The following is a 14,429-nucleotide window of genomic DNA, read 5'->3' as shown; positions in this document are numbered from 1 at the left end:
TCCTCAGTTTTTACTATATTTGTACAAAACCTTTTGGTACCATGATTTTTAATCGTTTCTATTGTTTTTTGTTTATTCTCGTTGTTTGTATATCTGTTTCCGGGCAGCAAAAATGTTTTTTTGAACATTACGGGCCTGAAGATGGATTGCCACAGCATACCATAATGAGTATTGTGCAGGATAAAAAAGGTTTTATGTGGTTTTCTACATGGAACGGGCTTTGCCGTTTCGATGGGTACAATTTCTATACATACAGGATTCAACAGGGGGACAAATATCATATGCGCAGTAATCGTATAGATAATATATACGAAGACAAATACGGGTATATATGGACCCTCCCTTACGACCGGGAACCTCACCGATTTGACCCCCATACCGAAACTTTTATGGGAATAAGGTCGGTCAAAGGATATGAAAATCTTACTTTTATCGCTACCAGGATAGAGACAATGCAATCGGGTAAGGTATGGCTGTCGTCTGATAATATGGGCTGTGTTTGTGTTACCGATTCAACATTTGCTATAGAGACTTTTAATAAGGAAAATGGTAAATTGAACAGCAATAAAATATATGAAGTATATGAAGATAAAGACCTGAATAGCTGGATACTTACCGATAATGGGCTCTATCTCTTGTCTAAAAATAATAAGATAACCAGTTTTTTCTCGGATAAGGCCTATATAGAATCCAAACCCGCTCAGAGTTTTTATTCTGTGATGGAACAGGAGGGCAGAATATGGTTCGGCTCTGATAACGGGAAAATATGGATTTACAATAAAGGAAATGGGCAATCCGATTTATTGCAGACCGGCACCGATTCATATATTAGCTATATCCGGAATATAGATAATAATCAGATACTGATTGCTACCAGAAGTGATGGTTTCTTTATTTATAACCGTAATTCTAAGAACTTGAAGAAATATGATGTATCAACTTTATCCGGGATGTCTACCAATCACATTATATCCTGCTACGTTGACAGATCGAAGAATATATGGTTTGAATCAGACCAGGCGGGGGTTTCTAAATTTAACCCGGAAACGGGGATTATGAAGCACTTTCGTATGAAAATAGAAAGCGTTGTGTCGAATGTATTTCCGTCTAATTTTTTTATTTTCGAGGATATAGAAAACCGCTTATGGGTACATCCACGGGGAGGAGGCTTTTCTAGCTATGATCCTCAAAAAGATAGCCTGATCCCGTTTTTTAACGAACCATATTCGCCAACCTGGAGATTTTCGAATATGATGCATACGGCTTTCTCCGACAAGCAGGGAAACCTTTGGCTGAGTACGCGTTCTCATGGGTTGGATAAAGTAATATTTAATGATGAAGTATTTAAGACAATTGTAGTTGATCCGAATATTCATTCCATGATAAATAATGACATTCGCAGTATTTTTGAGGATAGTAAACGAAATTTGTGGGTATCTACAAAAGGAGGGAAAATATTTGTCTACGACCAGTCATTAACACAGCAGGGATATATATGCAGTAATGGTAAGATAGAATATGGTAAGCCCTTGGAAGGTGTCGCATATTGTATGATGGAAGATGCTGCTAAAAATATCTGGATAGGAACAAAGGGCGAAGGAATATACAAACTTACCCCGGTAAATAATACATACAAAATAACGCAATACAAACATTCCGATGATAATATATACAGCCTGAGCAACAACAGTGTATATGCTATATTTCAGGATAATAAGATGCGAATCTGGGTTGGAACGTACGGTGGCGGACTTAACTTGTTGGATGAAGGGAAAAATCACTTCCTGAATCATAGGAACGACCTTAAGAATTATCCGTTTCAATATGGTTCACAGATCAGGGCAATGAGTGCCGATAAATACGGTAATATATGTGTGGGCACAACATTGGGACTTATTATGTTTTCATCTGATTTCGGATCGGTAAATACTATCGATTATAAGTTCTATACACGGATACCGGAGGATAATGAAAGCATTAGCGAAAACGACGTCTACGATATTTATACAACACGGAGAGGGGAAACTTATATTGCAACTTTCGGTGGCGGGGTAAATGAGATTAAAGCTGTAGATGAAAAAGGCTTTCCTTCCGAGTTTTTATCATATACGACCAAAGACGGGCTTCCCTCAGATGTCGTATTGACTCTTACAGAAGATAAGAAAGGGAATCTGTGGGTAACATCGGAAGGTAATCTCACCAAGTTCGATCCTGTAAGAAAATCATTCGAGACCTATAGTGAGATAAACAGGCAGATAGAAGGTCAGAACTTTTCGGAAGGAGCCAGGTATACAGCTCAGTCGGGAATCGTATATGTCGGCTATTCGAAGGGGGTATTATCTGTCGATCCGGAGAATATTAATAAGAGTACATTTACGCCGTATGTTGCGTTAACTAAATTCCAGATTGCCAATAAAGATGTTCCTATCGGAGAAGATTCTCCACTGAAAGCGAATATCGATGATCTGGATTATATAAAGCTCAACCACAAACAGAATTTTATCAATATTGAGTTTGTCGCCCTCGACTATATAGAACCCAGAAGAATTAATTATGCTTACAAACTGGAAGGCTTTGATCAGGATTGGATCATTACTTCCAAACAACGAATTGCCAATTATACGAATTTATCGCCGGGAAATTACACTTTCCGGGTGAGATCTACAAATAGCGACGGTATATGGATGGACAACGAGCATATATTAAATATAGAAATAACGCCGTCTTTCTGGCAGACAGGCTGGGCGTATCTCCTGTATGTTATTCTCATTATTGCTGTTCTGTACACTATATTGCGTACTCTGTTTGTATTTTACCGTTTGCGGGATAAAGTGAAGCTGGAGCACGAAGAAACCGAGATGAAAACCCGCTTCTTTACGGATATTTCACATGAGATACGCACTCCGCTGACTATGATTGTTTCACCTGTGGAGAATATAATAGAGAATGAAGGCACACCGGGCGATATAAAATCACAATTGCAACTGGTGTTGAAGAACTCCAACAGGATGCTGCGCATGGTGAATCAGATATTGGATTTCAGGAAAATACAGAAAATGAAGCTCAATATTCAGGAGACACAGTTTGGGGATTATGTGTCTGATATTTGTAATAATTTCTCCAAGACGGCCGAATACCAGAATATAAGGTTGGAATTTAATAACCGGGCCGGAGATGAAAAAATCTGGATAGACCGTGATAATGTAGAAAAACTAATATTTAATCTGTTATCCAATGCCTTTAAATATACATCTGATGATAAAACGATAGAAGTCACTGTTTTTAGCAATAAAAAAGATAACACTGTTGCCATTCAGGTGAAAGATGAGGGCGGTGGCATGACTAAAGATGTACTGAATAAATTGTTTACCCGTTTCGCATCATTTAATAAAGATAAGAACAAACCGAGTACAGGTATCGGCCTGTCTATCGTTAAAGAAGTGGCAGACAAGCACCATGCTAAAATAGTGGTAGACAGCGAAGAAAATGAAGGCTCCGTCTTTACCGTTTTCTTTCCTACAGGGATTGAGCATCTGAAAGATGATGCAAATGTTTCTTTTACATTTGTTGCAAAAGATGCTGTTGCAGAAAAGACGGAATCCGATGTTGCTAAAGAAAAAGTAGCAGGAGAAACTATGCAGGAAAATCCGGACGAAGCTATAGAAAAAGAAAATCCGAAAGAGACTATACTGGTCGTAGAAGATGATTCTGATTTGAGACGCTTTATTGTTAATATACTGGAACCTTATTATAATGTATTGGATGTTGCTGATGGAAAAGAAGGTTATGATAAGGCTGTGGCAAATGTCCCGGATTTTATAGTAAGTGATATTATGATGCCGGAGATGGATGGTACCGAACTATTACAAAAGATACGGGCTACTACCGAAATCAGTCATATACCTGTTATCCTGCTTACTGCAAAGACTGATATGGAAAGTAAACTGGATAGCTTGGATTACGGTGCTGACGATTATATAACCAAGCCGTTCAGTGTGAAGTATCTGCGCGCCAGAATCGAAAATATCATTCGTCAGCGTAAGCGGCTTTACGATGTTTATTCTGCGGGCAGGCCTTTGGATGTTGCCGAACCGGAGAAAAAAGAAGAACCGGGACACAAGATTACTCCTCACGACGAATCTTTTATCAGGAAGATAAAAGAGGTGGTGGAAGAGAATATCGATAATAGTGATTTTGTGGTGGATGATCTTGCAAATGCCATTGCCATGAGCAGGACGGTATTCTTTAAGAAATTGAAAAGTCTTACAGGGCTTTCTCCTATCGAGTTTATCCGTGATATAAAAATAAAACATGCTGCTAAGTTGATAGAAACGCAGCAATATACAATAAAAGAAGTTTCGTTTATGATAGGTATATCAGACACGAAATACTTTTCGCAATGTTTCAAAAACGTTTATGGAATGATCCCAAGTGAGTATAAGAACCTGAAAAATCGTTCATAATAATGTAAATATACGGGGTGAAACTAATTAAGTCAAAAACACCCCTTTGTATTTGATTCGTTACTCCTATATTTGCTATAGGAGCAGAATAATGTTTACTTTTACACCGTTTATAAGAATTTCTAACCTTAAAAAAAGACCAATGAACAATTATTCTATAATGTATAAAAAGTTATTTTTTATTTGTCTGTTTTTGTTTTTACAGATAAACGTTTTCTTGTCGGCGCAAAACATCTCAGTGAAGAATAATTCGGGGCAGGCAGTTGTTGATTATACCTTGGAGATACCTGTTGATGAACTGAATCTTTCTTTAGGTAATTACTTGGCGACCATAAATAATACAGATGTTCCCGTTGAAATAATTACGGATGCAAAAGGAAGACAACTGGCAATACTGCCTGTTGATAAAATAGATGCTAATAGTGAAATTCTGATTTCATTAAGGCCGGGTACAGCCGATGCTTACCCCAAGCGTAGCTATGCTGAACTATCTCACAAAATAGGCGGGGACTTCGAAGGACATAAATATGTAGGCGGTTACTCATGGGTGAAGCCCAATTATATAAGTCTGCCCGGAACATTCAGAGATCATTCTTATTATATCAAATATGAAGGTCCTGGTTGGGAGAGCGATAAAGTTGCTTTCCGTTTCTATTTGGATAATCGTAATGCAATAGACGTATTTGGTAAAAAGACTTCCGATATCGTCCTTCCTGCTGTAGGGGTTGATGGTTTTGATAACTATCATAATATGGCAGACTGGGGAATGGATAATATGAAAGTCGGAACTGCTTTGGGAATCGGGACTATCGCTGTATGGAACGGACAAAAAGCTGTCCGAGTGGAAAAGAAGGATAGTATGACTTGCTTTATTCCTGCCGACGGTAAAATACGGTCGCAGGTGAAAACAATTTATTACGGATGGGATGCGAATGGTGTAAAATGCGATCTTACTTCGCTGATATCCATTGATGCAGGTAGCCGTGCTTCACGTATGGAGTTGCTTGTGGATAAAAAGATTAATATTGCTACAGGGATTATAAAAATAAAAGAAGCGGAACTTATCGTTAGCAATAGTAAGGACAGTAAATGGTCTTACATAGCTACTTTTGGTAAGCAAAGCCTGAATAACGATATGCAGGGTCTTGTTGTGTTTGCGCACACACGGCAGGTTAAAGAGATAACAAGTGATGATCTGAATCATATATTGGTGCTTGAACCTGAGAATGGTTATGTCGAATATTATTTTATGCCTACATGGGAACTGGATAAAGAACCGGTTGTGACCAAAGACGATTTTATGAAATGTATAGATGAAGTACTGGCCCGCTTGAATAATCCGATAACATATACTATTAAGAATTAAAGTCAACTATAATAAAAACTTATATCATGAAGCCACTTAATAAAACAACAGTAGAGAAAAAAGATTTACCAGTAAAGATACTTCAATTCGGCGAAGGAAATTTTCTTCGCGCTTTTGTAGACTGGATGATAGATAAAGCGAATAATGCAGATGTAATGAACCACGGCATCATTGCTGTACAGCCGATAGGCGGTGGTGAGAATATGGTAAAGATGTTCAAGGATCAGGACAGTATGTACCATGTTTACCTCGAAGGTATAAAAGACAAGAAACCTGTGAAAGAAGTCGCTTTGGTAAAAAGTATCATGGATATCATGAATCCTTACAGTCAGTATGCGGAATACGAAAAACTATTTCTGAGCGAAGGGCTTGAGATGATAATTTCCAATACCACAGAAGCCGGTATCCGCTACGAAGAAGGTGACGATCTGAATGCCCAGCCACCAAAATCATTCCCTGCTAAAATGACAGCGTTATTGCATAAACGCTATCAGAAATTCAATGGGGCAAAAGATAAAGGTCTTCTTATTATCTGCTGCGAACTGATTGAAGATAATGGCTCCACACTTCACAATTATGTACTAAAACATGCCAGGCACAATAATTTGGGAGAAGGCTTTATTGACTGGGTAAATACATCTTGTCATTTCTATGATACTTTGGTAGACCGTATTGTGCCGGGCTTTCCACGGGAGAATATCGATGAAATCAAAGCTGAGATTGGGTTTGATGATAATCTCGTAGTCAAAGGTGAATACTTCCATGTATGGGCTATCGGCGGCGACAGTATCATCAAAGAAAAATTCCCATTGGATAAAGCCGGATTGAATGTCCTATTCATGGACGATATCAAGGCTTTCCGCGCCAAGAAAGTACGTATCCTTAACGGCTCGCATACAGCTATGGTGCCTGTGGCTCTCCAGCTTGGTTGCGAAACGGTGATGGATGCATTCAATACACCCGAAGTAGAAAAGTATATCAATAAAATGGTGGCCGAAGAAGTATTACCGTGTATCGACGAAGATCCGGAAGAACTGAAAGCCTTTGCTGCTAAAATATTAGAACGCTTCTACAACCCGTATCTGAAACATTATCTGAAAGATATTTCTTTAAATTCCATCTCTAAATGGGAGACACGGGATTATCCTACGGTATATGACTGCAGTAAGAAGCTGGATAAGAATGCAAAACTGACCACATTTTCTTTTGCTGCACTACTGGTGCTTTATACAGGTCAGTCGGCTGCGAAGAATTTCACACCGAATGATACCCCTGAATTTATCGAGTTTATTCAAAAAACATACGATAAAAACAATATCAAAGGATGGGTAGCAGGTATTGTTAACAATAAGGAGATGTGGAAAGAAAATTTCTCTGCGGTACCTCAGTTTATCGATGAAGTATCTAAGGATGTGGAGTTGATATTGAACCATGGAATGCAGAGCGCATTACAATCTTTAATAAATTAATTAATTGATGATGGACAATGGAACCGAAACATTGTCCACTGTCAATATACACATGAACGATTATGAATAACGATTGTTTATATTGCAATAAAAATCAGACACAGCACGATCTGATGATTGAAATTTGCAAACTGAATGTGTCTACTGTATACCTTTTCAGGGAGCAAACCTATCTGGGACGGTGTATTGTTGCTTACGAAGGTCATGCAAAAGAGCTATACGAATTGGACAATAATACACTTTTATCATATATGCAGGACGTAAATAAGGTAGCTAAGGCATTGAAAGATATATTCGCCGCCACTAAAATTAATTACGGTGCTTACTCTGACAAATTGCCGCACCTGCATATGCACTTAGTCCCTAAATATACGGATGGCCCGGATTTTGGTTCTACTTTTACGATGAATCCGCAGAAGGTTTATTTATCCGATGAAGAGTATATGGACGTACTGGCATCTATCAGGAGTAGGTTGATGTAAATCTGAAAACTTTATCTATATGATGAAGTTACCGGTTTGTAATAGCCGGTTTATAGTTCTTTGATACAATGTTCGGTAACCCCGGTGTTTACTGAAACAGTGACAAAAAAGAAAGTATGTAAAGAGTGTTACTTTTGTTACTTTTTAACAAAGTCCTCAGTGAAACACAGTCTCTTCTCAGTGGTTCTCAGTGTAACATGAAACAAGTGTAACCTTTGTTACTTTTTATACAAAAAAATGTGACAACTAAAAAAAATGAAAAAGTGTCAAGTTTGTCAACTTTTTCTACGATCAATAGAAAAAAAGGAGAAAACAGAAATGAATAAATATCTTAAAATAGCCCCTACAGATAATGTCTGTGTGGCAATAGATGATCTGAGTGAAGGTGATATTCTGGATATAGACGGCAAAAAAGTCACCATCAGGAATACGATCCCTACAGGCCATAAGTTTGCAATAGACGAGATAAAAGAAAACGAAGACGTTATCAAATACGGTTACCCTATAGGACATGCTACAACTGATATTCATATCGGTGAGCATGTACATACCCAGAATGTGAAGACTAATTTGCATGACGATCTACAATACGCTTATGTTCCGGTTCATCCGAAACTGGATATAAAAAAGAGTAACCTTACTATAAACGGTTATCTGCGTTACAATGGCGAAATGGGTATCCGCAATGAACTGTGGATTGTCCCTACCGTAGGCTGTGTAAACGGACAGGCACAAGCTATCATCAACCGTATAAAAAGCGAACTCGATGTTTCCCATATAGACGATATACGTGTCTATACTCATAACTACGGCTGTTCCCAGCTTGGCGACGATCATGTCAATACACAGAAGGCATTGGCAGCACTGGCCAAACATCCTAATGCAGGCGGTGTACTGGTCATGAGTCTTGGTTGTGAAAACAATCAGCAGAAGGACTTCAAAAAAGTAATGGGCGAATGGGACGATAAGCGGGTTAAGTTTCTTATCGCACAGGAGGTACAGGACGAAATAGAAACAGGCTTTCAGCTGATGAAGGAACTGGTAGAGAATATGCGTAACGATAAGCGCGAACCGCTTCCATTATCGAAATTGAAAGTAGGATTGAAGTGCGGCGGTAGCGACGGCTTTTCCGGTATTACAGCCAATCCGTTGGTGGGGCAGTTCTCCGACTGGCTGATAGCTCAGGGGGGAACAAGCATCCTTACGGAAGTGCCCGAAATGTTCGGTGCCGAAACTATACTTATGAACCGTGCCGAGACAAAAAAAGTCTTTGATGATACAGTTTTGTTGATCAATAACTTTAAGCATTATTTCCGTAAGTTCGACCAGCCGATATATGAAAACCCCTCACCGGGCAATAAAGCCGGAGGTATCACTACCCTAGAGGATAAATCGTTGGGTTGTACCCAAAAGGGTGGCAACTCGGAAGTCGTGGATGTGTTGGATTATGGCCAGCCGGTAGTAAAGCATGGACTTAACCTGCTGAATGCACCGGGTAACGACCTTGTAGCCGCATCGGCTCTGGCTATGTCGGGTTGTCAGATAGTGCTGTTTACAACAGGTCGCGGTACTCCATTCGGAGCTTTTGTTCCTACAATGAAAATATCGACTAATAGTAAACTGTATAATTTCAAGCAAAACTGGATAGACTTCAATGCCGGAGTCTTGCTCGAAGGACGGGGTATGGAAACCGTACTGAATGATTTCATCAACTTTACGGTCGAAGTTTGTGATGGTAAGCATCTGAAACATGAAGAGACAGGCTTTAAGGAAATAGCCATATTTAAGTCGGGAGTGACACTATAATTAAGAGGCAATATTTTGTTAATGTATATATTTGAAGAGCTGGCTGGAGTCTATTGTTACCCTGGTCAGCTTTTACCAAAATTTAATCATATAACAACTTTGTGTTAACGAATCTGTAATCATAGAGGGATACTTTTGCCCGTGAGTTTTTAATCATTAATAAAAATAAACGGATGAAAGTAAATCTGACGAAACCAAACAGGAGAGCCATTCTTATACTCTTTTTCCTGCTTGGTATTTCTATGCTGAATGCCCAGAATAAGGCAACCTCAATAACCGGTGTGGTTAAGGATGAGAGTGGCGAAACTATAATTGGGGCCACAATAAAAGTTAAAGGGACTTCTGTAGGTACGGTAACGGATATGGATGGTAAGTTCTCTCTGGAAACTCCGGCTACAGGAATCCTGAGCATTTCATACATAGGCTATCAGCTGGTTGAAATGGAGATAGAGAGCAATAAACACTACACGATTACATTAAAAGAAGACCAGAAGCAACTGGATGAGGTTGTTGTTACGGCACTGGGGATCAAGCGGGAAGAAAAAGGGCTTGGATTTGCTACAGAGAATATTGAAGGACAAGCCTTAAATGACTCTAAGTCTAACAACTGGGCAACAGCCCTCTCCGGTAAAGTCGCTGGGTTGAGTATAATCAGTCCCGGCGGAGGACCATTAGGAACATCCCGTATCTCATTACGTGGAGATAACTCCATGAATATGGATGGGAACAATGCTCTTATCGTGATTGATGGTGTCCCGATTGGAGGTTCAGCTACAGGTACAGGAGCCGACTCATACGGTGCGGGTTCGGGAAGTGATATTCCTGTCGACTATGGCGATGCTGTGAATGATCTGAATCCAGAGGATATTGAGTCTATAACAGTCCTGAAAGGTGCTTCCGCTGCTGCTTTGTATGGTAGTCGTGCTGCAAACGGAGCTTTGATAATAACTACAAAATCAGGTTCGAAGCAGAAAGGGATAGGAGTGACATTCAGTTCCAGCTTTAGTCTGGATAATGTTTTAAAATGGCCTGATTATCAGTATGAATATGGGCAAGGAACACAAGCTAAGGATAAGAACGGCAATTGGTATTATTCATATGGGGCATCGGCGGATGGAACGAACACCGGCTCTACTAGTAGTGCATTCGGTCCTAAATTTGATGGACAAATGTATTTCCAGTATGACCCGAACGTTGAAGGACAGAGTCTGGAACGGCAGTTATGGCAGCCATACAAAAATAATATAAAGGACTTTTGGCGAACCGGTACCAACTTCACCAATAGCATATCCATTGAAGGTTCTTCGGATAAGGCGAGTTTCAGGGCATCACTTACACATCAGAACAATGAATGGATGATGCCTAATACCGGCTTCAAAAGGACATCAGTCTCTACTTCGTTTGACTATAAAGTGACAAACAAGCTTCGCTTTTCTTCCAAGGTGAGCTTTACCAACAGAAATAGTGATAACCTTCCGGGAACGGGCTATAACAACCAGTCTATTTCCTATTTTATGATCTTCCAGAATCCTAACGTCGACTTGGCCTGGTACCGTCCGATATGGAAAAAAGATAAGGATCAGGTAGAGCAGATACATCCTTTCAGCAGCTATATAGACAATCCTTATCTGATAGCCTATGAGATGGAAAATCCTACGGATAAGAATTCAGTATTAGGTACAGCGAGTGCGACGTATCAGTTCTCAAGGAAGTTCGACTTACTGGTGAGGACAGGTATAGAAATGTCGCATGAGGCGAGAGAACAGCATCGTCCTTACAATACGGCCAACTTTGCTACAGGTTACTATAAAGAGGAGGATATCAACTACTTTGAGATAAATACAGACTTTCTTTTCTCTTACAGAGAGCAGTTTAACCGGGATTTAGGACTGAGAGTTTCTGCCGGAGGCAATATGAGAAAGAGTGAATATCGTTACAAGGCGGGATATATCACAGGATTGGTGACTCCGGGTGTGTATAAATTGTCCAATGGTTTCACAAGTGCAACTATGAGGTCCACAAACCGGGATAAGCAGGTTAACAGCTTGTACGGAACAGCTACAATTAATTATAAGAAGTTCTTGTATTTAGATGTGACCGGACGTAACGACTGGTCGAGTACGTTGCCTATCGAGAACAATTCATTCTTCTATCCTTCTGTCAGCGGTAGTTTCGTCCTGTCGGATGTCGTTAAAATGCCGTCTCAGATATCTTTTACTAAATTGAGATTATCCTGGGCACAGGTAGGTAATGATACAGACCCGTACAAAACAGCTAAGTATTACTCGGTAAGCGAATTTTCGGGTGCCGCTGAAAGACCGGGAACATTATATAATGCGAACCTAAAGCCTGAGATATCGACTAACTATGAGGCTGGAATAGATTTCCGGATGTTTAAAAACAGGCTAGGTATAGATATTACAGGATATCAGAATTATACAAAGAACCAGATTATAGATGTACCTATCGATCCGACAGCAGGGTATGGCAAAGCCACAATCAATGCCGGAAAAGTAAGAAACCAAGGGCTGGAAGTAGTCCTGAACGGGGTATTGATGGAACAACGTAGCTTCAAATGGAAAGCTTCCTTTAATTGGGCGAAGAACTGGAATAGGATAATGGAACTTTCTGAAGATCTGGATAATGATGAGGATCAGATGATAGCGCAAGCCGGAACTGTATATTATTATGCGAAAGTAGGCGGTTCTATGGGAGATATGTACGGTTATAAGTTGCTCCGCAATCCGGAAGGTAAAGTCATATACGACGCTGCTACGGGATTGACAGCAAAACCCGAAAATGTCGAGTATGTTGGTAATGCATATCCGGGATGGAAAGCCGGCCTTCAAAATGAATTTACGATCAAGAATGTACGGGTGTCTTTATCCATAGATGGACAATACGGCGGTTTGGTTTATTCTCAGTCGCATCATAAAATGACAGAACAAGGTAAATTGAAACACACCCTTTACGGCCGTGACTCAGAAGATGGTAAATTGGTAGGAGATGGTGTTATTGCTAACGGAGACGGAACTTATTCTCCAAATACAACCAGAGTGCTGGTAAGCCAATATTATTCAGACTATTATCGCCGGGCAAATGTGGAGACAAATTCATTTGACGCTACATTCATAAAACTTCGGGAAGCAAGGGTAGAATATAACTTCCCATCGTCGATAACAAAGAAGCTGAAACTGAATTCCCTTGCTGTAGCCTTGTTTGGTCGTAATCTGTGGATGTGGACAAAGGAATACCCTCTGTTCGATCCGGAAGCGGCAGCCTTAAATAGTTCTACAATTGTTCCCGGAACTGAAATGGGTCAAATGCCCTCTTCACGTACTATGGGGATAAACCTGAATGTTAAATTTTAATATGTAAAAGATTAAGAAATGAGATTACTAGACAAAATATCGATAGTATTATGTATCCTCGCTACCAGCTTTACAGCTTGCGACAGTGGATTTGAGGAACTGAACAAAGACCCGAACAGAATAGATGAAATATCACAAGGTTCACTGTTAAGTCCTATTTTATATGAAATGGCCAGTTACAATTACCTGAGAGCCGATGATGTGACTTTCGATTTTATGCAAGTCTCTCTAAGTCATCCGAGTAGTGGAACAGACAGGGCACATTACTATATGACGGAAACATCGGGTGAAGGTGTATGGAGTACTTATTATAACTGGCTAACGTCTGTAAAAGAGATGTATGAGGCTTCCGTAAAGTTTAAAGATCCGAATTCACAGGCAATCGCTCTGACCCTAAACAGCTGGTTGTACGCAAATTTGACCGATGCATTTGGTGACGTGCCTATGAAAGAGGCTTCACGAGCTGAAGAAGGGATATTAAACCCCGTGTTTGATACACAGAAGGAAATTTATACCCGTATTATATCAGATCTCGAGACGGCAAATGACATGTTCATTACATCACAGAAATTAACCTATATAGGAGATCTTCTCTATAATGCCAATACTGAGGCAGAAGGCGTACTGAAGTGGAAAAAGTTTTGTAACTCTCTACGTATGCGCTGTTTATTGCGAATATCCAAGAGGGACTCGGAAATGAATGTATATGCTGAATTGAAGAAGATGGTGAATGATCCTGTTAAATACCCTGTTTTTGAGAAGAATGCAGATGGGGCTATCTTAGCTCTGTCAGGGTTGGCCCCACAGTTACCTCCTATTTCCAGACCACAGGATTTTACTACAGGACGGGCTGCAGGAGAATTTTTTATAGATAACCTTGTGGCTATGGACGATCCGAGATTGCCTATCTGGGCTTCGAAAGCGAAGGACCTGGATGGAAAGAATATCGGATATAAAGGAATCCCAAGTGGTAGTCCTATTACTCAGACATTCAATTATACTCCGTCTAACCTGAATCAGACCTTGGCAAAGGCTCCTCTGAATATTGTCTTGATGACTTATGCCGAAGTTAAGTTTATAATGGCAGAACTGGCATATAAGAATATAATATCGGGAGATGCAAAAACCTATTATGAAGAAGGTACTAAAGCGGCTATCGAACAATGGGGTGGAGTAGTTCCGGCTAACTATTTCAGTAATGTAAATGCTGCGTACAATAATACTTTCGAAAGAATAATGCTTCAGAAGTATTTAGCTTTGTTCTTCAATGACTATCAGCAATGGTTCGAATACAAAAGAACAGGGCTGCCTGTACTTCCGGATAATGGAGGATTACTCAATAATGGCAAGATGCCCATACGCTACCAATACCCACCTAAAATAAAGCGGATGAATAGTACTAATTACCAAAAAGCCGTAGAGAATATGGGTGGTGATAACATCAACATAAAATCGTGGTGGGAAAAATAAAG

7 protein-coding genes are annotated in these 14,429 nt (G+C 39.9%); all 7 read left to right on the top strand.

The features are described 5' to 3' along the window. Positions 1–41 precede the first annotated feature (41 nt). The 7 genes from IR083_RS13940 (at position 42) to IR083_RS13910 (ending at position 14,427) form a co-directional block, all read left to right on the top strand. Positions 42–4,463, top strand: coding sequence for a two-component regulator propeller domain-containing protein (locus IR083_RS13940; protein ID WP_194224770.1), 4,422 nt, complete (start codon positions 42–44; stop codon positions 4,461–4,463). 238 nt (positions 4,464–4,701) lie between these two features. Beyond that, positions 4,702–5,829: a DUF4861 family protein gene (locus IR083_RS13935; protein ID WP_194224769.1), complete on the top strand. Its 1,128-nt coding sequence runs from the start codon at positions 4,702–4,704 to the stop codon at positions 5,827–5,829. Between the two features lie 26 nt (positions 5,830–5,855). After that, positions 5,856–7,298: a tagaturonate reductase gene (locus IR083_RS13930; protein ID WP_194224768.1), complete on the top strand. Its 1,443-nt coding sequence runs from the start codon at positions 5,856–5,858 to the stop codon at positions 7,296–7,298. Positions 7,299–7,360: 62 nt separating this feature from the next. Further along, positions 7,361–7,780 (top strand): HIT family protein, encoded by a 420-nt coding sequence (locus IR083_RS13925; RefSeq protein WP_194224767.1) that lies wholly within the window; start codon positions 7,361–7,363, stop codon positions 7,778–7,780. Positions 7,781–8,098: 318 nt separating this feature from the next. After that, a complete protein-coding gene (locus IR083_RS13920) occupies positions 8,099–9,586 on the top strand; it encodes a UxaA family hydrolase (protein ID WP_194224766.1) in 1,488 nt (495 codons plus the stop codon). 173 nt (positions 9,587–9,759) lie between these two features. Beyond that, complete coding sequence (locus IR083_RS13915; RefSeq protein WP_194224765.1) at positions 9,760–12,957, top strand: SusC/RagA family TonB-linked outer membrane protein; 3,198 nt, start codon at positions 9,760–9,762, stop codon at positions 12,955–12,957. Positions 12,958–12,975: 18 nt separating this feature from the next. Beyond that, positions 12,976–14,427, top strand: a complete 1,452-nt coding sequence (locus tag IR083_RS13910) for a SusD/RagB family nutrient-binding outer membrane lipoprotein (protein WP_194224764.1) — start codon at positions 12,976–12,978, stop codon at positions 14,425–14,427. Positions 14,428–14,429: the final 2 nt, after the last annotated feature.

The sequence above is a fragment of the Dysgonomonas sp. GY75 genome (assembly GCF_015234155.1).
GTDB classification, from domain to species: domain Bacteria; phylum Bacteroidota; class Bacteroidia; order Bacteroidales; family Dysgonomonadaceae; genus Dysgonomonas; species Dysgonomonas gadei.
Note: the sequence above shows the minus strand (reverse complement) of the source record. Positions and strands in the feature narration are given on the sequence as shown.